The following is a 23,813-nucleotide window of genomic DNA, read 5'->3' on the forward strand; positions in this document are numbered from 1 at the left end:
TTTTGAATATATCTAGATAACAATAAACGTTACAATTGTTACAGTACCATACCTGCTAAAAATTATCTTTGCATAGTATTGAAAAACGCAAAAGTAAAGGTTTTATATATGTTTGGAAAAGGAAATAAGATTTATAGCATTATTACTGGCGCATGCCCTAAATGTCATCAGGAATCTATGTATGTGGAGAAAAATCCATATATCATATCTGATACATTAAAAATCCATGATAATTGCTCCCATTGCCATACAAAATATAGAATGGAGCCTTCGTTTTTTTTCGGTTCTATGTATGTAAGTTATGGTGTTGGTATTGCCTTTGCGGTGGCCACTTTTATTATTAGTTATGTACTTTTAGAATCTTCACTATTAACAGCGTTTATAGTAATAGTTGTAACATTACTCATATTAACACCCATTATTATGCGCCTTTCACGTAATATTTGGATAAATCTGTTTATGAGCTATGATGAATCTTTAGTGAAGAAAAAAAACTAAGATACTTCATCTTTGAATCTGTTGATATTTATTTCGGAATCTAAAGCCATATCTTTTTCTATAAAGTTGAATAGCTTTTTGGCCACATAAGGACCTATCATAACGCCTCGGGTTCCTAAACCATTAAGCACATATAGATTTTTATGTTCAGGATGCCTTCCTATCAACGGTCGTCTATCTTTTACCGTTGGTCTAATACCTGCCCGATGGTCAACAACCTCAAAATCGCAAGTAATAAAAGTCTTGAGCTTAGTTATAATCTCTTCCTTAGCCTTTTCTGTTGGTTGATTAGTTTTATCTGTCCATTCGTAAGTAGCGCCTACTTTGTACAAATCATTCCCTATAGAGATAATGAAAACTGAAGACTTTACTGCGGAGTCAAATTTCAGTTTCGGAGCTTTTATAGTTATAACTTCGCCTTTAGTACCATTAAGTGGAATATGATTAAAATATGGGTTCTTTTTTACGCCAAAACCTTCTGCAAAAACGATATGATTGGCATTGATATCTTCATAAGATATTATAGCTTCAGATAACTTGAGCTTACTATAATCGAAACGTTCTTCTCTAAGACGTTTAGTTTCCTTAAGCTTATTTTTGTAACTTGAAATTAGATGCTCTGTATCTACTCTTCCTGCATGGAGCACTTCTCCTAAGCCAAATGGTGCATCTATATATGGATTTGTATTCTTCCTTATGCGTGTAGACAAAAAGATCTCTAAGGATTTTTTATCTGAAGCTGTAAACCATAAATTTTGTTCTTCTATAGAGTTAAAACGTCTGTAAATGGGATGCTGGTAATCTACTTTTGTATTTAGTTCTTCTTCAATTTTAGCATATGTTGGTAAAGCAATATCTAACTGCTCTTTAGCTTTCCAAACCTCTGAAAAACGCTTTAAAATTACTGGATTATATAAGCCCGCTGCGACTATAGATGATTGTTGAGAAGCATCATCAAAGACTACAAAGTGCTTGTTATTTGCTTTTAATACTTCGCAAAACGAAATACTAGCTAAGCCACAACCAACAATAATATAATCTACATTTTCCATTAGGCAAAGTTATGAAAAAGGTCTCGACCGCGTTCGACCTGACACCAAATTCAGAAAACAAAATCAATAAAAAACGCCCACTAAAAGTGAGCGTTTTTATTTATTGTCAACATAGAATTAATAATTCCACATGTCTTGTTCGAAATTTCGAATCTTATCTTTAATACGTTGAGATTCCATAAGTTGCATTAGCGCATTGTCCTTAATGTAATCTTTAACTTCACGATCGCCATATACGTTTTCTTCTTTGTACATATATCCGTTAAATCGTCTTGAATTTAAGATATGATCAAACGATATTGGCATAGCACTATTTTTATTATTGAATGCTTTGGCCTCATGTAATATACCTCTGGCTTCAGGATAAAATACCCAAAATAATGGTACAGGCTCATTATTAGCCTCATCATCAGAATCAATATAATTAATGTCTGGTGCTGCAGGGCCAATAGCTAATAAACGATATTTCATTTCGCCTTGACGCTTATCAAAATACCATAATCCCTTCATGAGATAGGCCTTGATATCGTATGCTTCAATATCACGTTTTGTAATATACTCTGGGTCTACATATCCATCTGCATTGAATTGATCAAAACCAATATCTAAGGTATCTATTTTTTGCATTGACTGTCTTAGCTCTTCATAAGTACGCTCTTGAGAGAAGTAAGAATCTGCATATACTTTAGGAATATCTCCAGACTTTACTGCATTCCATAATACATGAAATAACGATCGACGATCTGGACCAATATTATTGGTGTCTACTGGATAATAAAGCGGAAAGTTAACACGCTCATCTAAAACCACTTTTTCCCAAGTCATTTTAGAATATAAACGGTCTCTATCGTCTACATATCCATACTCTAAAGGTTCGTCATTATCTAAAAGCAACTGCTCTTCAGTTTTGACACCTATTTCTTCAGGAATCTTAGCATTAAGGATGTTTGCTTGTGCAAATACTCCACTGAACGAAAGTACTCCTAGAGTTGTTAATAATAATTGCTTTAATTTCATGTGTATTAGTTTTAAACGTTTGAGGCTAATTTTAAAACGTATATAGCGTCAATATATTTTAGTTTGCTAACTCAATAACAACTGGTGTTACAGTCTTAATACGTATTGGGTTATTTGGTGCTTTCGCTTTGATATTAATAAATTGAACGATATCACCTCTTCTTGCTGAACGTAATGCATTTTTAGCAGCAGAATTAAGTCTGTTACCTGTACAATTTACAGATGGCTTACCAGGTACTTTCATAGTAAATGAAACTACGTTTAATGGTAAACTAAAATCGAAATCGTCACCAAAGTCAGCAGAAATTTTACCTATCTCTACATTATTTCTTGGCAATTTAGCATTACCTACTTGACCGTTAAATGACCCAATAGGCTTTGGTAAATCTTTAATCCTAAATACTTTACTGTCTGTCGCTGTAGAACCGTCATCAAGAGTACCAGTTACATTAATCTTAACTTCTCTACCTGATTGAGGCTTCATAACATATTTTCCGCCAGAACCAGAAAGACCAGGAGCAGATGCTCTTACTTTATTATCTGGAACACCAGCAAAAGAAATAGTCATTGGATTTGACACACCACGGTATACCACATTCATTTTATCTGCAGAAATTGTTGCAGAGTTTGGTCTTGGTACAACTACGTAGTTAGCATCGATGATAGGAATTTCTAATTCTTCTCCATTCTCTAAGAACGTAAACTTACCCTCAATTTTGTGCTCTCCAACGTTACCAACATTAAAGTCTAAACGAGCAGCACCTGTGGAGTCAATTACTTTAGATACATCATACTTCTTACCATTTACCTCGAGAGCTGTTGGTGGTACATTGGCATATTTACCAATTACTACTCTACCTTGGAACTTCTCTCCTGCAAAGAAAGCTGATTTGTCAGCTAATACAATAGCCTTGTACTTATCTAAAGATGTAGCTTCAACAGCTGCATTTCCTAAGAATAAGTTATTTAAATCTGCTTGAGTTACTTTAACATCATTTTGCATCGCTGTAAGCTTAGTGTAAGATGCAATAGAAGGGAATCCCTTGAAATGGTAGTCTAACCATTTTTTAGTTACACCTTCACTATCTTTCACCTCAGATATATCAAACTTTTTTTCAAAATTTTCAATAAACTTTGTGTAATATTGGTCTACTCCTAAGATATCTTTTATTTCTTTTTTGTATTGCTCAATAGCAGCAATAACTTTGTCTCCTTCTTTAGTTAGACGATCGCCTGTAAACCACTTCTCGTCAAGTTTATCACCTTTTTTCATTTTCTCAAAAGGTAATCTTCCTGTTGTTTCGTCAGCTTCGTAACCGCCCATTCTTAGAATATCATTTTTCTGAGCTTCAATGAATTTGTAAAACTTGTCAGAAGCAATACTCACTTGCTGAGCCTTGTTTGAAGCTGCTGCAAATTCTTTTGGGTTTTCTTTTCCTTTAGTTTCTAAATTAGCTAGTAATTTAGCATTCATGTCTGTTGTAACCTCGTTAGCTTTCTCAAACTTTTCTTCCATCAACCCAAAGGCTGATAAAACTTCTGGAGCTACCGTCATTGCCATAATAGCAATAAACACGAGGTACATTAAATTAATCATTTTCTGCCTTGCAGATATTTTACCTGATCCTGCCATAATTAGTTTTTTAGTTAATTAAATCGTTATACTTAAAACTAATTAGTTCTTGTTCATTGCAGAAAGCATACCTCCATACACACCATTTAATGATGATAAGTTAGATGCTAATGATTGCATTTGTTCTTTAAGCTTAGTTGCATTCTCTACAGCTTCTTCGTTGATTGCTGCTTGACGGTTTGCACTTTCCATTTGTACTTTATACAAACTGTTTAAAGATTCCATTTGTGCTGCAGCTAAAGACATTTCTTCGCTGTATTTTTTCTGAGCTTGCATAGAATCTACAGTTGGGTTAAGGTTTTTTGCCGCACCTTCGAAGTTCTTAATACTATCGCCTAAGCTTGCCATTAACTCACCGTCAATTTTAGCTTCTTTTAATAAGTTATCTAACTTCTTAGATAATAATCCTTCAGCATCTTTAGGGTCTTCTTTAGCTTTTTTAGCTTTTGCAGCTCCACCTTCTAACTCAGGATATACAAGAGACCAATCTAAATCGTCTTCTTGTCTTTCAAAGGCTGACCAAGCAAATACTAGTGCTTCTACAACCATACCAATTGTTAGTAAAAGACCTCCATAAGGCCAGTTTTGAATTTTAAATAGTGCTCCAACGATTACTACTGCAGCTCCCATTCCATATACAAAGTTTGTTAACGTACGTTTTCCTTTTTGTGCCATAATTTTAAGTTTTAAATTTAGTTGAGTCAAAGCATGCTCAACAAGTAGGTTATTGTTTTAGTTTATAGTTTTCTTTTAGTTATTCTTTGCATTCTTAGTTACTTCTGTACCCATGTAATCTTGTACAGTTCTGAAACCAATGTAACTTCTTGCTGAGTCAGCATATTCGTAATCTCTAGAACTTACCTGTAAATAGTAAGCAACATCTTTCCAAGAACCACCACGAACAACTTTACGTTGGTTGTTCTTATCATTTACACTTGGGTTAATGCTAGACATAAACTCATATGATGACGTAGAATATGAACTGTTTACCCATTCTGACACATTACCTGCCATGTTATAAAGGTTAAAGTCATTAGGCTCAAAAGCATCCGCTTCAACAGTATACAATGCTTGGTCTGCTGCATAGTCTCCTCTAAGTGGCTTAAAGTTAGCCATGAAACATCCTCTATCATTTAAAGTATAGTTATTACCCCAAGGAAATGTTGCGCCTTGTAATCCACCGCGAGCAGCATATTCCCACTCCGCTTCATTTGGTAATCTGTATACGTTAACAGGTTGTCTCTTTTTAGTTTTTTGATATTTGTTATGGTAGATTGTTCTCCACTGACAAAATGCTTTTGCTTGATCCCAAGACACTCCGACTACAGGATAATCTCCGTAAGCATCATGCCAAAAATAATCGTTGTGCATTGGCTCGTTGTAAGAATAAGCAAAATCACGAATCCAAACCGTAGTATCTGGATATACCATTATCTCTTTTTGCTCAATAACGTCTGAACGCTTTAGAGAGGGATCTTTGGCAGCCGCTTGAATATCCATCTCTGAATATTTGAATATGAATTGAGACACATCCCAAGAACGCTGACCATTATATGACTCCTCCAAAGGTAAGTACATGCCATCCATTACTTCTGCATACAATTCGTCTGGATAATCTTCGGTATCAAGATACAAATCTATATCCTCATTAAGCTCGCGTTGGTCGTTACCATAAGTATTAATCATATACTTTTGATATGGATTAAGGTTAGCAGTGTCTGCATCTTTGTATGCAAATTCTCCTATGTCACCATTTCCTGGAACTTTACCTTCAAGATCAGCCATTTCAGCAAGTTTCTCTCTGATAATTTTGTTTCTGACGTCCTCAACAAACTGTCTATACTCACTATTAGTGATTTCAGTTTCATCCATATAGAATGCTCTTACAGTAGCTGTTTTAGTAGGCGCATCTTGCATACCTGCTAAATCGTCATCAGACTTACCCATAATAAATGCGCCTCCTGGAATTAGGGTCATTCCGTAGGGCTTTTCAGGGTGCCATCGTTTACCTTTTACGCCGACAACTTGTCCGCGGTCTCCAGAGTTACAGCTTACCATAAAAGCTAACACTGTGATTAGTAAAACAAGCTTATTAATTTTCATAAAACTATAGGTTAAATTAGTGTCCTTAAATTTTGAGTTCGTAAACATATTTCAATTAATCGGAAAAAACAACTTTTTTCCAATTTTTTTTGCATTTCATCCTTATAAAATTGCATTTCATCGATAAAACAAGCGCTAAACATCGACGAACTGTAATTTTTAGAAGTTATTCTTCCTGTAGGCTTTATACCATCTTTCTGGTATTTTCCCTGAGGTAGCAGCTTTGTAATCCTCATGCGCGCATGGTAATAACGTGTGCTTTTTTAATTTATTATTAAGATTTGTTAAAAAAGGGATTTCTATCCACCAACGTCCAGTCTTTATACTTTTGAAGAAAATTAATTCGTCCTCGTCGATGAGAACATTATATTTTTGGTAGATATTTGGATTTGTGAAGTCATCATCTTTTACACGACAATTAACACCTTCTACAAAATACCAAATCATCTGTGCAACTAACATCGCTGTAATGGTATCTTTTGGTGCATAATGGTATTCGTATATACCAAAGGAGGATACTTTATTACTTATACCTGCATAACGTGTAATGGCGCAAATTTCTTTACCATCTAAACCATTGGGTGTAAACTTTAGGCGCTCCCCTACTTCTGCAGCTCTAACTGATTTTAAATCTACAGTTACTATATGAGCATCACGCATTACAGGCTCAACACTATTAATATTATTTGAAATTTCACCCAACCTATAAGCTTCAAAATACAAACGCTCCATGAGGTCTATCTCGTCTTGGGAATTGAAATAGGTCTGGTATCCAATTGTTGAGTAGTTAAACAAATTATAAGGTTCGTCTAATACTATCTTACCAACATAACTATTATTCTTGATTGGTAAATTAGTATCACCCAAATCGAAATTGGTGTCTACATTAACAATGTTAACCATTGGTTGTAGATTGTCATAAGCTCTATAATTGGCATAAGTCAAATCTTGACTCCCTCCTAATATAATAGGTATGATTTTTTTTTCGACAAGAAGTTCTACTGTAGTACGTAACGCAAAATAACTATCCTCTACAGATTCTCCGGGTTCAATATCTCCTAAATCTGCTATGGTTGTATGCCAGTTTCCAGGATAAAGGCTATAAAAGGTTTTTCGGATGTCATCAAAATTGAGTTCTGCACCTATATAATTGATGTCATTCCTGTTTTCTTTAACTCCAATGATGGCCATTTGCACATCATCGATATCTGGCATGCCGTGTTGTTCGGAATGTATTTTTAATTTTCTACCTAGTGTTTGTTGAGATAATAATTCGTTGTGGGCTAATACTGAATCTGAAACTGGTGATAGAAAATTAAAGTTCATTTAGTGCTACTTTTTTGCTGCAGGTTTCTTTTTGGTTGTTTTCTTTTTTGTTGCTTTTTTCTTGGGTGCGTTCTTTTCTAGAATTGCTTGTGCTTCTTCGAGCGTCATATCTGTAACATCATGCGTTTTTGGCAATTCTACTTTTTGCTTACCTTTAATTACATGGTGTCTACCCCATCTTGCTTTTTCAACTCTTATGCCTTCTTCTTCCCAAACATGAATAAGCTTATCCTTTTCTTTCTGGATTTTATCTTCAATCAAAGTAACGATATCCTCTTCAGATAAATTATCCCAATCATATTTTTTATTAACATTAATAAACATATTGTTCCACTTTATGAATGGCCCAAAACGTCCTTTTCCTTTTTGCACATCTAATCCTTGATAAGTATATATAGGTGCATCTGCTTTTTCTTTCTCCTTAATATATATTAAGGCTTGCTCATAATCTACACTTAGAGGATCAACACCTTTTGGTAAGGAAACAAATTTCTTCCCAAAACGCACATAAGGACCATAACGTCCGTTATTAACTTCAACTTCTTCTTCATTATAATGACCTAAGGACTTTGGAAGCTTAAATAAATCCATAGCTTCCTCATAAGTAATAGAACTTAATTGTTGGTCTGGTGATAGACTAGCAAATTTTGGTTTTTCTTCTTCATCTACAGTACCAATCTGAACCATTGGTCCAAATTTACCCAAACGCACACTCACTTGCCTACCACTTTCTGGGTCAACACCTAAAACTCGTTCACCAGATTCGCGCTCAGCATTTTCTTGCACATCTTCTACTTGCGGATGAAAGCCTTTGTAAAAGTCTTTCATCATAGCACGCCAGTCTTCTTTACCTTCTGCTATGTCATCAAAACTTTCTTCAACTTTTGCTGTGAAATTATAATCGAGAATGCTTTCAAAATGATTAACTAAGAAATCAGTAACAATCATTCCTATATCTGTTGGCACTAATTTTCCTTTATCAGAACCTACTTTTTCTGTCAGCTGTTTTTCGTTAATTGATTGATTTTCTAAAACCAATTGCGTGTAGTTACGCTCAGTACCATCTACAGTCCCTTTTTCTATGTAGTTTCTATTCTGAATAGTAGAAATTGTTGGCGCGTAAGTCGAAGGACGACCAATACCTAATTCTTCTAACTTTTTTACCAAAGCTGCTTCAGTAAATCGTGCTGGCGGTCTTGTGAAGCGTTCTGTAGCAGTAATATAGATATTATCTAAATTGTCAGACACTTTTAAATCTGGCAACAATCCTGATTGTTCTGTATCTTCATCATCCGTTCCTTCTAAGTATACCTTTAGGAAACCATCAAATGTGATGATTTCTCCATTGGCTGTAAATAATTCGCTTACAGGTTCCGAAGCATTTACTTTAATTTTTACATTGGTACGCTCCAATTTTGCTTCACTCATTTGAGATGCGATAGCGCGCTTCCAAATTAAATCGTACAATCTAGCCTGATCACGCTCCGCACTAACCGAGTGGCTCGCAAAATTTGTTGGTCTTATAGCTTCGTGAGCTTCTTGAGCACCTTTACTTTTACCTTTGTAATTCCGTGGCTTACTATATGACTCTCCATAAGCAGCTATAATCTCATTTTGAGCACCTTGCTTAGCTTCATCAGATAGATTAACGCTATCTGTTCTCATATAAGTAATAAGACCTGCTTCGTATAAACGCTGAGCATTACTCATCGTACGACTTACAGAAAAGCCTAATTTACGAGACGCCTCTTGCTGTAATGTTGAAGTTGTAAAAGGCGGTGCTGGTGATTTTTTTACTGGCTTCTTTTCCAGATTAGCAACTTCGTATGACGCTGCAATATTTTTATTCAAGAAGGCTTGAGCCTCTTCTTTAGTTTCAAAGTTCTTAGGTAATTTCGCCTTAAATGCAGAACCGTCTGCCGTCTTAAACTCAGCGTCTACTCTATAAGATGCTTCAGGATCAAATTTCTGAATTTCTCGCTCACGCTCAACAATTAAACGTACTGAAACGGATTGTACACGTCCTGCAGATAAGCCACCTTTTACTTTGCGCCATAGCACTGGTGATAATTCATAACCAACAATTCTATCAAGCACACGTCTTGCTTGTTGCGCATCTACTAAATTATAATCTATACTACGTGGATTCTCAATAGCCTTTTGGATGGCACTCTTTGTAATTTCATGAAAAACAATTCGCTTGGTTTTTTCAATATCCAAGTCTAATGTTTCTGCTAAATGCCATGCAATAGCCTCTCCTTCTCGATCCTCATCACTAGCTAGCCAAACCGTTTCTGCTTTCTTAGCTAAATCCTTAAGCTTCTTTACAACATCTTTTTTGTCTTTAGAAACCTGATATTTAGGTTTAAAGTCTCCATCAACATCAACACCTAGTTCCTTCGATGGTAAATCGGCAATGTGTCCAAAACTAGATTCGACCTTATAGTCTTTTCCTAGAAATTTTTCTATGGTTTTTGCTTTTGCAGGTGACTCAACTATGACTAAATTCTTCGGCATTATTCTTTTTTTTGAGGGTACAAATGTATACCAAAAAAAATATACAAACCTAATATTCCCATAATTCATCTTGTTTTTAAGACATTTTAACGCGACTAAAAACAATCGATTATTAAAAGAATTATACACAAATTGATACTGCCACTTTGTCATAAGACTAAAAATAATTCTATCTTTGCATGCTTATTGAGTTTTAAGTAACAACAAAGAGATTATCCGTTTTACGGACATTGAATATGGAAAAGATTATTGACGAAAATAAACAAGGTGAAAGCCTTAACCTTAAATCTAAAGATGGTAATACCAGAAAACTTTTTATAGAAAGTTATGGCTGCCAAATGAACTTTAGTGATAGTGAGATTGTAGCTTCAATATTATCTAAAGAAGGTTTTAATACTACCAAAGAACTTGAAGAAGCAGATTTAGTTTTAGTAAACACTTGTTCTATTAGAGACAAGGCTGAGCAAACGGTTCGTAAACGTTTAGAAAAATATAATGCCGTAAAAAAAGATAAGAATCCAAAAATGAAAATTGGAGTTCTAGGCTGTATGGCAGAACGTTTAAAGAGCAAATTTCTTGAAGAAGAAAAAATGGTTGACCTCGTGGTTGGGCCAGATGCATACAAAGACCTACCAAATCTTATTAGTGAAGTTGATGATGGCCGTAATGCTATTAATGTTATTCTATCTAAAGAAGAAACCTATGGAGATGTTGCGCCTGTACGTCTAAATAGTAATGGCGTAACTGCATTTGTATCTATTACACGCGGATGCGATAACATGTGTACATTCTGCGTTGTACCGTTTACCAGAGGTCGAGAGCGTAGTAGAGAACCACAATCTATCATTGAAGAAATTAATGATTTAGCCAATAAAGGCTTTAAAGAAGTAACGCTTCTTGGACAAAATGTAGATAGTTATTTATGGTATGGTGGTGGCTTAAAGAAAGATTTCAAAAAAGCAACAGAAATGCAAAAAGCAACAGCAGTAAACTTTTCTATGCTTTTAGATATGTGCGCCAAAGCTCAGCCAAAAATGCGTTTCCGTTTTTCTACATCTAATCCTCAGGATATGACATTAGATGTTATTGAAACTATGGCAAAGCACAGAAATATTTGCAAATACATACACTTACCAGTACAAAGCGGTAGTAACCGTATTCTTAAAGAAATGAATCGCTTACACACGCGTGAAGAATACATGGAGCTCATAGACAATATTCGTCGTATTATTCCAGAAGTAGCTATTAGTCAAGATATGATTGCGGGGTTCCCAACAGAAACCGAGGAAGAACACCAAGACACATTAAGCCTAATGGAGTACGTGAAGTACGACTTTGGATTTATGTTTGCTTATTCTGAACGCCCAGGCACTCTAGCCGGACGCCGCATGGAAGACGACATACCTGCTGATGTAAAACAGCGTAGGCTAAATGAAATTCAGGCACTACAACGTAAACACAGTCATTACAATACACAAAAACAAGTTGGGCAAACGCAAGAGGTTTTAATCGAAAAAAGCTCTAAAAAATCTGACGCGCATTGGTCTGGAAGAAATACTCAAAATACAGTTGTAGTCTTCCCAAAAGAGCATTATAAAGTTGGTGATTTTGTGAATGTAAAAATTACAGATTGTACTTCGGCAACCCTAATTGGTGAAGCTGTCGGGTATTCAGATAATAATTGACTTCGACTACGCTCAGCCACCAGAATCTAGTTTTTTTTAATTCTAATAATTTGGTCATTGAGCGGAGTAGAAATGACAACTATAAAAATTAAAGAGAAAAAAATATAGAAATTAGAAAATAGATGTCTCATATCTCTCGTCTAATTTCTAAAATCTAATTATATGGAATCAGTACAAGCCATAAAACAACGTTTCGGGATTATTGGTAACGACGCCAAACTCAATCGCGCTATAGAAAAAGCGATACAAGTAGCGCCTACCGATATTTCTATTTTAGTAACAGGAGAAAGTGGTGTTGGTAAAGAGAGTATTCCAAAAATCATACACCAATTATCTCATCGCAAACACGGAAAATATATTGCCGTAAACTGTGGTGCTATTCCAGAAGGCACAATTGATAGCGAACTATTCGGGCATGAAAAAGGAGCTTTCACAGGAGCCACACAAACACGTTCTGGATATTTTGAAGTTGCTGATGGCGGAACCATTTTCTTAGATGAAGTTGGTGAACTACCGTTAACTACTCAGGTGCGTTTATTACGTGTTTTAGAGAATGGTGAATTTATAAAAGTAGGTTCTAGTAAAGTTCAAAAAACAGATGTACGTATTGTAGCTGCTACAAACGTAAATATGTTTGAAGCTATTAAAAAAGAAAAGTTTCGCGAAGATTTATATTATAGACTTAGCACTATAGAAATTAACCTTCCTGCATTGCGCGAACGTAAAGAAGACATTCACTTATTATTTAGAAAATTCGCCAGTGACTTTGCTCTAAAATATAAGATGCCAACAATAAAGTTAACAGACGAAGCTGTACAATTGCTTTTACGCTACCGTTGGAACGGAAATATTCGTCAATTGCGTAACGTTGCCGAGCAAGTTTCTGTATTAGAACACAATAGAACAATTAGTGCTTCTACGTTGCAAGGTTATCTTCCAACTGGCGCTGGCCAAAACTTACCAGCAGTTATCAAAGACACTAAATCCGAAAGTGATTTTAGTACAGAACGTGAGATATTATATAAGGTATTATTTGATATGAAGAGTGATTTGAATGACCTCAAAAAACTCACCATGGAACTTATGAAGAGTGGCAATGCATCAGATGTACAAAAAGACAACGAAGGCTTAATTCAAAAAATATACGGAAATGATGATACTTCAGATTTTGAAGAAACCGTAGAAGACCTCTCCGTTTTAGCCATCCCAGAACACAAAGAAGAAACTCCCGAAATTATATCTAGTAACGAAGATAAGTATCACTTTGCTGAAGAGATTGAAGAAGAAGAAACCTTATCACTGCATGATAAAGAACTAGAATTAATTAAAAAATCACTTGAACGTCATAACGGAAAGCGTAAATTAGCCGCTGCAGAGTTGGGCATTAGCGAACGTACGTTATATAGAAAGATAAAGCAATACGATTTATAATTCGTTCGTTTTAGTAAAAAAACAGCAATGAGAGTATACAAATTCATTTTTATTTCAATATTATGTTTAAGCCTTTCTGGTTGTTGGCGTTATAGTTTTACAGGAGTAACTGAAGCTCCTGAAACTTTTCAAGTTAATTTCTTTCAGAATAACGCACCTTTAATTGAGCCGGGTTTAGATATTCAGTTTACTAACGCACTTCAAGACCTAATCCAAAACCAAACAAGCTCTAATCTAGTTACTTCAGGTGGTGAAGTCATTTTTGAAGGAGAAATTGTAGAATACAGAATTAGTCCTACAACAGCGACTTCAAACAATACAGCTGCTCAAAATAGGCTCACCATAGGCGTTAATGTAAGATATACAGATACAAAAGATGACGAAAAGAGTTTCGAACAACGCTTCTCTTTCTTTTTTGATTACGAAGGCAGCCAACTTTTAACTGGAGGTCAACGCGACACCGCGTGGGAAGAAATTTTTGAACGTATAACGCAAGATATTTTTCAAGCAGCATTTGCAGATTGGTAATATGCAATTACAAGAACTCACTCACATATTGCAACACCCAGAAATGCTTAAGCCAGAACAAATTACTGAGCTTAAGTCGCTAGTTGATACTTACCCTTATTTTCAGCCTGCACGCGCACTTTATCTTAAAGCTCTAAAAAACAAAGACAGTTACAAGTATAACAATGCTTTAAAGGTCACCGCAGCACACACCACAGATAGAAGCATTTTATTCGACTTTATTACTTCAGAAGTTTTTAATCAGAATGAAATTTCTGAGCAAATCAAACAAAACTCAGAGTATATAAAAGCTATCGAAGTCAATGCTGTTGATGATATTTCTATAAACAGAAGCGTTACTATTGATGATGCTTTAAAACAACAAGTTGAAGCTACCGAAGGTGTTTTAGACCCCAATCTTTTTAAACAAAAAGAGCAAACACAACAGAATTTTGAGACTTTTGAAAAACCAAACCTTGAAGAAAAGCTTCAAATTGGTAAACCTTTAGAATTTTCGAATTCAGAAACACATTCGTTTTCAGAATGGTTAAAAATTACGAGTTTTAAACCTATAGACAGAAGCCAAGATAAAGCGCAACATCAAGCACCTTTGATGGGCAAGTTAGACACAATTGATAAATTCATTACTGAAAATCCTAAAATAAAACCCACAGTAAATACCCCAAAACCAAAGCTAGTTAACAATGAAGATAGTATTGAAGACAGCCTAATGACAGAGACTTTGGCGCGTATTTACCTTGAACAAAAGAACTACGATAAGGCAATTCAATCTTACCGAATTTTAAGTTTGAAATATCCAGAAAAAAGTAGTTTCTTTGCAGACCAAATTAAAGCGGTAAAAGAATTAAGAGAACGAAATAACACAGACAATGACTAAGTTTACAATATTTTTAATATTAATCGTAGTAGTAGCCTTTTTACTAGTCATAGTAATTATGGTACAAAACCCTAAAGGTGGTGGATTATCATCTTCTTTTGGAGGTGGTGGCACTCAGCAATTAGGTGGTGTAAAAAAGACAGGAGACTTCTTAGATAAGAGTACTTGGTTTTTAGCAACTCTTTTAATTGCCTTAATTTTATTATCTAACATAACTATTGAAGGTGCTGGTGGTGTAAGCGATTCTAAAGCATTAGATACTGAAGAAACAACACAACAGCCAGTAACGCCTCCTGCGACAACGGACGATTCAACAGATAGCGGAAACTAATCTTGCTATTCAACAATATTTAAAGCCAACTCCTGTAGTTGGCTTTTTTGTTTTAGATGGGCATTTTCTGAAACTTTGTCAGTCTATTTGACTTGGCATAATTTTCGAATTACGCGAAGCGTAAATTTAATTTTTAATAACAAAATATATAACAAATGGCTTTAAACATTAAACCTTTAGCAGATCGTGTTCTAGTAGAACCGTCAGCTGCTGAAACAAAAACAGCATCTGGAATTATTATTCCTGATAACGCAAAAGAGAAACCACAAAAAGGAACTGTTGTGGCTGTAGGTAATGGTAAAAAAGACGAACCTTTAACTGTCAAAGTTGGTGATGTTGTACTTTATGGAAAGTATGGTGGCACCGAGCTTAAACTAGAAGGTAAAGATTATTTAATGATGCGCGAGAGTGATATTCTTGCAATTGTTTAATTAGAATAAAAACTAAAAAAAATGGCAAAAGATATAAAATTTGATATTGAAGCACGCGACGGACTAAAGCGCGGTGTAGATGCATTAGCAAATGCAGTAAAAGTAACATTAGGACCTAAAGGACGTAACGTAATTATAGGTAAATCTTTCGGTGCACCGCAAGTAACTAAAGATGGAGTGTCTGTAGCGAAAGAAATAGAGCTAGAAGACGAGCTTGAAAATATGGGTGCTCAGATGGTAAAAGAAGTTGCTTCTAAAACCAACGATTTAGCTGGTGACGGTACTACAACTGCAACAGTTTTAGCTCAAGCAATCGTAAAAGAAGGCTTAAAGAATGTCGCAGCTGGGGCAAATCCAATGGATTTAAAGCGCGGGATTGACAAAGCGGTTGAAGCCATTGTAAAGGACCTTGAAAAGCAAGCTAAAAAAGTAGGAAGTGATTCTGACAAGATTAATCAAGTTGCAGCAATTTCTGCTAATAACGATGACACCATCGGTGAATTAATCGCTACAGCGTTTGGTAAAGTTGGCAAAGAAGGTGTGATTACTGTTGAAGAAGCCAAAGGAATGGACACCTATGTAGATGTCGTTGAAGGTATGCAGTTCGACAGAGGTTATTTATCACCTTATTTCGTAACAGATGCTGATAAGATGATTGCTGATTTAGAAAATCCATACATCCTATTATTTGATAAGAAGATTTCAAACTTACAAGAAATTCTTCCAATTTTAGAGCCAGTGGCACAATCTGGTCGTCCATTATTAATTATCGCTGAAGATGTTGAAGGACAAGCTTTAGCAACGTTAGTAGTAAACAAATTACGTGGTGGATTAAAAATCGCTGCTGTAAAAGCGCCTGGTTTTGGAGATAGACGTAAAGCTATGTTAGAGGATATTGCTATTCTTACTGGCGGAACTGTAATTTCTGAAGAACGTGGTTTCTCATTGGAGAATGCTGACCTTTCTATGTTAGGTACTGCAGAATCTGTAATGATTGACAAAGACAATACAACTATTGTAAATGGTAGCGGTAAGTCTTCTGACATTAAAGCGCGTGTTAATCAAATTAAAGCTCAAATAGAAACAACAACTTCTGATTACGACAGAGAAAAGCTTCAAGAGCGCTTAGCTAAGTTAGCTGGTGGTGTTGCCGTACTATATGTTGGCGCTGCTTCTGAAGTGGAAATGAAAGAAAAGAAAGACCGTGTTGATGATGCCTTACACGCAACTCGTGCAGCCGTGGAAGAAGGTATTGTTGCTGGTGGTGGTGTTGCTTTAGTAAGAGCTAAAAAGACCTTAGAAAAAATCACAACAAACAACTTAGACGAAACTACAGGTGTACAAATTGTAAATAAAGCTATTGAAGCACCTTTACGTACCATTGTAGAAAATGCTGGTGGTGAAGGTTCTGTAGTGATTAACAAAGTCCTCGAAGGTAAAAAAGACTTTGGGTACAATGCTAAATCTGAAGAGTATGTAGATATGCTTAAAGCAGGAATTATTGACCCTAAGAAAGTAACACGTATTGCATTAGAAAATGCAGCTTCTGTTGCCGGTATGATTCTAACTACTGAGTGTGCATTAGTAGACATTAAAGAAGATTCTCCTGCTATGCCTCCAATGGGCGGCGGCGGAATGCCAGGCATGATGTAAACGGTCAGCGACTGCAGGCAACGAATTCACTGTCGTGTGAATATCTTTGTCTGAATTACAAGCTTAAAAGCCTTTGATGAAAATCAGAGGCTTTTTCTTTTGCATTTTTATTTTTTAAATTTAAACAAAATCGAGTGATTATGTCAAAACTTAAAAAGAAGTTTAAATACGCCTTCGGTGAAATTCTTATTGTTATTATTGGTATTTCATTAGCCTTTGCAATGAATAAATGGGGTGAAAACACATCAAACAAAGCTGAGAAAGAACAATATATTGCAAACTTAAAACTAGATATTACCTCAGACAAAAAGCAATTAGAATCTAATCTAGATATTATCCTCCAAAAAATAAAACAAGCAGAAGACGTTATTTCTATTCTAGGAAAAGACGCGAAAAATAAAAATCAACGGTTAAGGTCTATATACAATATTGCCAACCTTACGAGCTTTACACCAAAAGACTATACACATCAAACACTTATAAACTCAGGCGATTTAAAACTTATGAATGATTTTGAGCTTAAAACAGCTATACAAAAACATTATTCTGATTATGAAAAAATTCTTAACGCATACGAGCGGCAAGAAATTATTAACCGAGATTATATAGGAAATTATTTTATCTACAATACAGATTACGATTTAGTTCGTGAAGGTAAATCACCTTTTAAGGATGAGAAATTATTAAAAAATATTATGCAAAGTGCAAGAGGTTCTTTGATGTATAAAAGAGATGCAACAATAAATGGTATTAAAAGTTGTGATAGTATTTTAAAATTTCTTAATTAATAAAAAGCCCAAATTTAAATTTGGGCTTTTTATTAATTATGTGCTTTTACCACATCTTCATCTCTATACTTACAACAAGGATTAACAGAGTTGTAAGCTTCATCTGTTGCTTTAACAGCTTTGGTATCATGACCAACTGCGGCTAAGTTTTTGGAAATCGTTTCCACATTAGTTTTACGCTCGTCAAAAATGAGTTTTAACTCGTGGGTTTTTACATTCCAAATGGCCGACTTTACACCTTTAGTGCGTATCGCTGCTTTTTCAATACGTTCTTTACACATCATGCAAACACCATCAACTTCAATGATTTGCTTTGCGTTTTTGTTTTGTGAGAATGCTAAAAAACCTATTAGCATTACTGAAAGTGTTATTAGTTTTTTCATATTATTTAATTTTATAGCGTAGGCCTGCATAATACATGCTTCCAAATATTGGGCCATACACAAAGTTACTATCAAAATTTGAACCAAAAGGATTATCTGCACTAATAATTGGATTAGGCTGCCTTACATTGGTCACATTTTCGCCTCCGACATATATTTCAAACTTTGGCGAGAATACTTTAGTTACCTGTAAATTCAAAGTCCCTACAGTTGTCGACTCTACTGGTAATTGAAATTGTGGTGCACTTAAACTAGTATCCGGGAAACGTTGCTCACTCAACCAATTGTATGTCGCATCAAACTTCCATTGTGAGCCATTATCTTTTCGTTTTGTTTCGTAAGCGGCATTTACAAAAAAGCGATGACGTGGTAACAATGGTTTTTGCAATCGGCCAGAATTGTAATCGGTTTTAATATCATAAAACTTATAGGCTGTCCGCAAATCAAAACCTTCAAACGCATTGTAATTTAACTCTACTTGAAAACTATTAGCGTAACTTTTTCCATTAAGATTGTAGAAATTAATCTCAAAAGGGTTTTCCCAATCTACAACGACTTGATTTTGAAAATTGGTTCTGTAATAATCTAAAGTGATATCGCCTTTTCTACCAAATAAGTGAAATCCTTGTAAATAGCTCACGCCATAATTCCAAGCAATTTCGGGGTCTAATCCATAGATTTTTCCACCAGAGTTTGTGATATTAATTTGTCTCGAGCTTGAAAATAAGTTCTGGTTTTCAGCAAAAATATTTGCACTTCTTATGCCTCGCCCTGCTGATACCCTGAATGCTGATTTTTCCCAAGGCGTGTAACGCAAATGAAAACGCGGCGTTACAAAAAAGCCAAATCGGTTATGCTGGTCAGCACGAATACCTGCTGTTAATGTTAGATTCTCTAAGTCATCATATGCGTATTCAAAAAAGCCACCGATAGAGTTTTCTGTTCGCTCATATGTATCCGTATTAACACCCTCATCATAATGGTCTAACGTAAAGCTTACTCCTGTTTTTACCTTATGTCGGGAATCTGAAATAATACTATTATAGACAAGATTTGAGTAGAAACTATTATGGACTATATCATAAGTATTCAAACCAAAATAAGAATCTTGGTTGTGATGACTGAATGAGGTTTGGAATCCCAAACTTTGCCAAGGCACTTCAGGGTTAACATAACCTAATTTTGCAGTAATATCGAAACGCTCAGTATCGATTTCACTTCCCCAGTTGTTTGTAGTTCCTCTATCCGTATCGGGATTAAAATTGAGTTGTCCAGCTTGTTTTTCATCATTTAAATAACGAACATTTATAAAACTTACAATCCCCTTTTCACCATCAATATATTGCCAACGATTCATCACGTTAATTTGATTGTAAAGTGGCATATCTAGGAAGCCATCGTTATTGACATCGTGCTTTTGCTGTAATGTATTACCATGAAGATATAGACCTGTGCTCCACTTCTCACCTATTTTAGTATTGAAGTGTGTGTTGAGTTCTAGACGTTCGCTTGTTGCGGCATACAGATTAACAAACAACTTATTATCTGTTGATGGCTTTACCAATTCGGCATTAATTTGGCCAGCAATACTTTCGTATCCATTGATAACGCTCCCAGCACCTTTAGTAATCTGAATACTCTCTACCCACGTCCCAGGTATAAAACTCAATCCATAGGTTTGAGCTGCACCTCGAACAGTTGGTACGTTTTCGTTAGTGATTAATATGTAAGGAGATCTTAGACCTAACATCTTAATCTGCCTTGCTCCTGTAACCGCATCAGCAAAATTAACGTCAATGGACGGGTTGGTTTCAAAGCTTTCAGAGAGATTACAGCAAGCTGCTTTTAATAATTCGTCACTACTTACAGTAAAGGTATTTGTAGCCTTTAAATAAGACTTGGCTGTTGCTAATTTTCGAGATGTAATGGTGACCTCATCTAAACTTGATGTGGATTGCAATACATGTCTGATTGCATTGTTAGAAGTAATCGTCAATGTATCGGTTTTAAAACCAACATAGCTGATGACTAATTTTGAATATGAACTTTCGTATGGGATTGAGAATTTACCATCTTCGTCTGTCATCGTACCAATAGTTGTGTTTAGCCAATATACGTTAGCGCCTGGCAGAGGCAGCTCTTTATTTTCAACGGATTCCAAAACAATTCCGTTTAACGTTTCTTGAGATAAAATTGTGCTTGAAACTAGTAATGCACAAAAAAATATATAGATTTTCATTTTAGAATTTAAATATAGTTAATACTCCTTTTATTATTAAAAAGGTGAACTATATCAAATTAAAAAAACATCATCCAAGAGTTGGATGTCGTAAACCAAGTTTGGTGGTGAGTAATCTTTATGCGGAATAATCTGCTTTGGCAGACTCTCATATAATAGCGAAAATGAATATACATACGCCGTAATAAATGTTTGAGATTCAAAATCTAAATCATCAAAAGTTACAGATTGCAATTCATCTTGCCCTTCAATAATATCAACCGTGTCTTTACAACAAGACTTTTTCATAGTCATTTTTGAGGGCATTTCCATTCCACAGCCTTGAGCTTCAGAAAAAATTGCAACATCAACCAGACGATTACCACAATAGTGCTTTTCAACCGTAAATGAAAAGGTTGAAAACAACACCAAAACTGATAGTGCTACTGAAAAAATCTTATGTGATAGCAAATATTTCACATTGCAAAGTTAATCAAAAACACACAACTAGATGAAGTTTACAACTTCCTTAACGTTTTAGTTTATAATAATATAACGCAGGAAGCAATAGAAGTAACAATATTGGTTGGATTAAAAATCGACGTACATTAAAAAACAAATAATAGTCTTCTTGGCGGGGATTAATCACGAAGTATAAAAACGGAACTAAAAAGCACAAATAAGCAACAGCATATATGATTATTGAAAATTTTATCATTTGCTTATCCTTAAAGGCGCAATAGATAATACCTAAAGACAACAGGGTATTTATAAGATAGCGTAAGGATGTAAAAAACACCAATTTGGCTACCTCACGTCTTGGACTGTCTATGTAGAGATAATCGTTCTCAAAAAACAGCAAATAAGGATCATAGAATAGCACATCTTCAAAAGCACGAACCAAAATAAGCAACACCAAAAGTACTGCAGCAATGCTATATGAAAGCGCTTTAGACATTTGCTGTTTTAACTTTTTTAGAAAAATGATTAACCCAAAACATCCATAGCAAAAAAACCATACCATAAATAGCTAATGGAAAAATAACTTCGTGCATAACCTCACTTCGCCAAGGGTAATGGTGTAAGCCAATAGTTAACAGAACTATCCTTATAAGATTTACTGCATAGATTAACACACTACCTGCTAGTATAAACAGAAAGGTTCGCTTAAAGGTATCTGAAAATGCCACAACAAAGGCAATAAAAAGAATAATTACACTCATTCCATTACAACCCTCAATAACTCTAGCGATATATTTTTGCTCAACAAAAACCATTAGAGAAGGCTCATCGTAATGTGGCACAATATTCGTCCGGTAACCAAATGAATTTAAAACAGCTTCGGTTTGCTTACCAACTAAATTGGTTATGTAGTCTGGATAATGCTTAGAACCATCAGAAAAATCTAAGTAAAACTTATAGCCAATAGACAAAATACTATACACCAAAACAAAGGTGAGTATAAAGCGAATAACAAGTTTGTATTTTGTAAGTAATGACCTCAAAAGAAGACTTATGTTAGCGTGCTGTTAAATTTATAGAATTGGAATTTGAAAGTAGCACTTTTTAGATATTTTTACCAAAATTTTTATTGCAAATGACTTTTAGCGAATTAAAACCTGAAATAACCAACATAACATCAAACTCCTTAACTTCTGTTGACAAGAAACTTCTAAAAATCTGTGAGCTTCTTGAGGCACATATAGATTATTACAATTGGGTTGGGTTTTATTTTAAAAACGGTGACAAACACGAACTTAAACTAGGTCCTTATGTTGGTGAGCCAACAGACCACACTATTATTCCTTTTGGGAAAGGGATTTGCGGACAAGTAGCTGTAAGTAATCAAAATTTTGTTGTGCCAGATGTGAAAGCTCAGGACAACTACATAGCGTGTAGTATAACCGTTAAAGCTGAAATTGTAGTCCCAATTTTTGTAAATGGTGAAAATATTGGCCAAATAGATATTGATTCTAACACCGCTGACCCATTTACCGAAGCAGATGAGCGCTTTTTAGAGTTTGTTTGTAAAGAGGTAGCTAAAATTCTTTAAGAAAGTTTACATTCCTGTTCTAATTGCTTCAACCGGATCAAGTCTAGACGCTCTACGTGCTGGAATAACTCCAGATATTAACCCTATTATTGAGGAAATTGTAAAGCCAATAAGCATATTCTTTGGTGATAAGACAAAATCAAAATCTTCAGTTAGTCCATCTGCAGCGAGAGTTCCTAACCAAACCATTATAAGACCAACAATACCGCCTACAATAGCTAATATTACTGCTTCAAACAAAAACTGAAAAAGAATAAATCTATTTTTTGCACCAAGTGATTTTTGTATACCTATAAGATTGGTTCGCTCTTTTACACTCACAAACATAATATTGGCAATGCCAAAACCACCAACCAAAAGCGAGAATAAACTAATCATCCACCCTATAAAATTCATACTTCCAATAATACCATCAATCGCATCCTTGAGCCCAGAAATAACACTTATAAAAAAAGTATTTATTTCATTTGGTTTTAAACCTCGACGATTACGCATAATTTGAGTGACTTCAGCCTTCAATTCATCAATATCAGCATCAGGTTTAGGCTTTATTATTACTATGTTATTGATATTACGGTTATTGTCGCCATAACGATTTCTCACAAAATTTGCAGGAAGAAAAATAGACACATCATTACTATCTCCGAATAATCCTGAACCTTCTTTCTTTACCACACCAATCACCGTAAACTTTTGACCGTAAAGTCGAATACGTTTTCCGATGGGTTCTAAATCGCCGAAAAGCGAATTGGCTATTTCATCTCCAATGACAATAACTGGTTTTCCTGAATTTGATTCGGATTCATTATAAAAACGTCCTTTAGAGAATTCTAAAGTTTGTATGTCTGCAAATTGATGTGAGACCACTACTGTATTAACGTTACTAACAACTTCAGATTCGTATCGCACACTTTCTGGTCGTACAAATAATTGGTAAGCTACATGTTCTGCTCCCGATAGGTTGTCTTTAAGATAATTGTATTCATTAAAATTAACCTTATCAAATTGCTGACGCTTCCAACGAGGTACATCAGTTGGCCCAAATGAGAAACGCGCCAAATACATAGTGTTACTATCTAAAGCACTTAGTTGAGACTTAATATTCTTGTCTAAAGAATCTACCGCCGCGAGTACAGCAATGATTGAAAAAATACCAATAGTTACACCAAGAAGCGACAAAAACGTGCGCAACTTATTATTACGTAATGCATTAAAAGCAAAAGCAAAACTTTCTTTTAAAAGTCTTAAGTAAACAAACATTGGCGATTGATTTATTAAAGATTTAAAGA

Annotated in this window: 23 protein-coding genes; 10 read left to right on the forward strand and 13 right to left on the reverse strand. The window is 35.1% G+C overall.

Annotation, left to right across the window (positions count from 1 at the left end):
• Positions 1-108: 108 nt before the first annotated feature.
• Positions 109-498 (forward strand): DUF983 domain-containing protein, encoded by a 390-nt coding sequence (locus BUB95_RS02215; RefSeq protein WP_073085023.1) that lies wholly within the window; start codon positions 109-111, stop codon positions 496-498.
• Here the strand turns inward: BUB95_RS02215 and BUB95_RS02220 are convergent.
• The 7 genes from BUB95_RS02220 to topA form a co-directional block, all read right to left on the reverse strand.
• Complete coding sequence (locus BUB95_RS02220; protein WP_073082446.1) at positions 495-1,550, reverse strand: NAD(P)/FAD-dependent oxidoreductase; 1,056 nt, start codon at positions 1,548-1,550, stop codon at positions 495-497. The genes BUB95_RS02215 and BUB95_RS02220 overlap by 4 nt on opposite strands.
• Before the next feature lie 117 nt (positions 1,551-1,667).
• Positions 1,668-2,567, reverse strand: coding sequence for a type IX secretion system ring subunit PorN/GldN (porN, locus tag BUB95_RS02225; protein WP_073082449.1), 900 nt, complete (start codon positions 2,565-2,567; stop codon positions 1,668-1,670).
• 58 nt (positions 2,568-2,625) lie between these two features.
• A complete protein-coding gene (porM, locus tag BUB95_RS02230; RefSeq protein ID WP_073082451.1) occupies positions 2,626-4,200 on the reverse strand; it encodes a type IX secretion system motor protein PorM/GldM in 1,575 nt (524 codons plus the stop codon).
• 42 nt (positions 4,201-4,242) lie between these two features.
• Positions 4,243-4,875, reverse strand: a complete 633-nt coding sequence (gene porL / locus BUB95_RS02235) for a type IX secretion system motor protein PorL/GldL (RefSeq protein WP_073082455.1) — start codon at positions 4,873-4,875, stop codon at positions 4,243-4,245.
• 75 nt (positions 4,876-4,950) lie between these two features.
• On the reverse strand, positions 4,951-6,297 hold the full coding sequence (gene porK / locus BUB95_RS02240; RefSeq protein ID WP_449488976.1) for a T9SS ring complex lipoprotein PorK/GldK: 1,347 nt from the start codon (positions 6,295-6,297) through the stop codon (positions 4,951-4,953).
• 165 nt (positions 6,298-6,462) lie between these two features.
• Positions 6,463-7,629 carry a formimidoylglutamase gene (locus BUB95_RS02245; RefSeq protein WP_073082457.1) on the reverse strand — a complete coding sequence of 389 codons (1,167 nt, stop codon included), beginning with the start codon at positions 7,627-7,629 and terminating at the stop codon, positions 6,463-6,465.
• A gap of 6 nt (positions 7,630-7,635) precedes the next feature.
• On the reverse strand, positions 7,636-10,146 hold the full coding sequence (topA, locus tag BUB95_RS02250; RefSeq protein ID WP_073082460.1) for a type I DNA topoisomerase: 2,511 nt from the start codon (positions 10,144-10,146) through the stop codon (positions 7,636-7,638).
• Positions 10,147-10,382: 236 nt separating this feature from the next.
• On the opposite strand from topA, the gene miaB reads away from it, so the two are divergent.
• The 8 genes from miaB to BUB95_RS02290 all read left to right on the forward strand — a co-directional run bounded on the left by miaB (position 10,383) and on the right by BUB95_RS02290 (position 17,870).
• Positions 10,383-11,831, forward strand: coding sequence for a tRNA (N6-isopentenyl adenosine(37)-C2)-methylthiotransferase MiaB (gene miaB / locus BUB95_RS02255; protein WP_073082462.1), 1,449 nt, complete (start codon positions 10,383-10,385; stop codon positions 11,829-11,831).
• Between the two features lie 162 nt (positions 11,832-11,993).
• Positions 11,994-13,262, forward strand: a complete 1,269-nt coding sequence (locus BUB95_RS02260; protein ID WP_073082465.1) for a sigma-54 interaction domain-containing protein — start codon at positions 11,994-11,996, stop codon at positions 13,260-13,262.
• Between the two features lie 27 nt (positions 13,263-13,289).
• Positions 13,290-13,790 carry an LptE family protein gene (locus BUB95_RS02265; RefSeq protein ID WP_073082468.1) on the forward strand — a complete coding sequence of 167 codons (501 nt, stop codon included), beginning with the start codon at positions 13,290-13,292 and terminating at the stop codon, positions 13,788-13,790.
• Position 13,791: 1 nt separating this feature from the next.
• Entirely contained in the window at positions 13,792-14,667 is an 876-nt protein-coding gene (locus tag BUB95_RS02270) for a hypothetical protein (RefSeq protein ID WP_073082470.1), read from the forward strand.
• On the forward strand, positions 14,660-14,998 hold the full coding sequence (secG, locus tag BUB95_RS02275; RefSeq protein WP_073082473.1) for a preprotein translocase subunit SecG: 339 nt from the start codon (positions 14,660-14,662) through the stop codon (positions 14,996-14,998). Before BUB95_RS02270 ends, secG begins: the two co-directional genes overlap by 8 nt.
• 155 nt (positions 14,999-15,153) lie before the next feature.
• Positions 15,154-15,429 carry a co-chaperone GroES gene (locus tag BUB95_RS02280; RefSeq protein ID WP_073082476.1) on the forward strand — a complete coding sequence of 92 codons (276 nt, stop codon included), beginning with the start codon at positions 15,154-15,156 and terminating at the stop codon, positions 15,427-15,429.
• 21 nt (positions 15,430-15,450) lie between these two features.
• Positions 15,451-17,082, forward strand: a complete 1,632-nt coding sequence (gene groL, locus BUB95_RS02285) for a chaperonin GroEL (RefSeq protein ID WP_073082479.1) — start codon at positions 15,451-15,453, stop codon at positions 17,080-17,082.
• A 140-nt stretch (positions 17,083-17,222) separates the two neighbouring features.
• Positions 17,223-17,870: a DUF6090 family protein gene (locus BUB95_RS02290; RefSeq protein ID WP_073082481.1), complete on the forward strand. Its 648-nt coding sequence runs from the start codon at positions 17,223-17,225 to the stop codon at positions 17,868-17,870.
• Positions 17,871-17,902: 32 nt separating this feature from the next.
• Here BUB95_RS02290 and BUB95_RS02295 read toward each other — a convergent pair whose 3' ends face one another.
• From BUB95_RS02295 to xrtF, 5 genes are read right to left on the reverse strand one after another with little or no spacing between them, the layout of a single operon-like run.
• Positions 17,903-18,253: a heavy-metal-associated domain-containing protein gene (locus BUB95_RS02295; protein ID WP_073085028.1), complete on the reverse strand. Its 351-nt coding sequence runs from the start codon at positions 18,251-18,253 to the stop codon at positions 17,903-17,905.
• Position 18,254: 1 nt separating this feature from the next.
• Positions 18,255-20,492: a TonB-dependent receptor gene (locus BUB95_RS02300; protein WP_073082484.1), complete on the reverse strand. Its 2,238-nt coding sequence runs from the start codon at positions 20,490-20,492 to the stop codon at positions 18,255-18,257.
• Positions 20,493-20,546: 54 nt separating this feature from the next.
• The gene (locus BUB95_RS02305; RefSeq protein WP_073082487.1) at positions 20,547-20,951 is read right to left on the reverse strand and encodes an HYC_CC_PP family protein; all 405 of its coding nucleotides are present in this window, start codon (positions 20,949-20,951) and stop codon (positions 20,547-20,549) included.
• A gap of 49 nt (positions 20,952-21,000) precedes the next feature.
• Positions 21,001-21,429, reverse strand: coding sequence for an exosortase F system-associated membrane protein (locus BUB95_RS02310; protein ID WP_073082489.1), 429 nt, complete (start codon positions 21,427-21,429; stop codon positions 21,001-21,003).
• Positions 21,422-21,976 (reverse strand): exosortase family protein XrtF, encoded by a 555-nt coding sequence (gene xrtF / locus BUB95_RS02315; RefSeq protein ID WP_073082492.1) that lies wholly within the window; start codon positions 21,974-21,976, stop codon positions 21,422-21,424. Before xrtF ends, BUB95_RS02310 begins: the two co-directional genes overlap by 8 nt.
• Positions 21,977-22,068: 92 nt before the next feature.
• On the opposite strand from xrtF, the gene BUB95_RS02320 reads away from it, so the two are divergent.
• Positions 22,069-22,524 (forward strand): GAF domain-containing protein, encoded by a 456-nt coding sequence (locus BUB95_RS02320; protein ID WP_073082495.1) that lies wholly within the window; start codon positions 22,069-22,071, stop codon positions 22,522-22,524.
• Positions 22,525-22,530: 6 nt separating this feature from the next.
• On the opposite strand, the gene BUB95_RS02325 is transcribed toward BUB95_RS02320, so the two are convergent.
• Positions 22,531-23,784, reverse strand: a complete 1,254-nt coding sequence (locus tag BUB95_RS02325; RefSeq protein WP_073082497.1) for an ABC transporter permease — start codon at positions 23,782-23,784, stop codon at positions 22,531-22,533.
• Between the last annotated feature and the right edge of the window lie 29 nt (positions 23,785-23,813).

Origin of the sequence: Winogradskyella jejuensis (assembly GCF_900129745.1) — a bacterium.
Taxonomy (GTDB): domain Bacteria; phylum Bacteroidota; class Bacteroidia; order Flavobacteriales; family Flavobacteriaceae; genus Winogradskyella; species Winogradskyella jejuensis.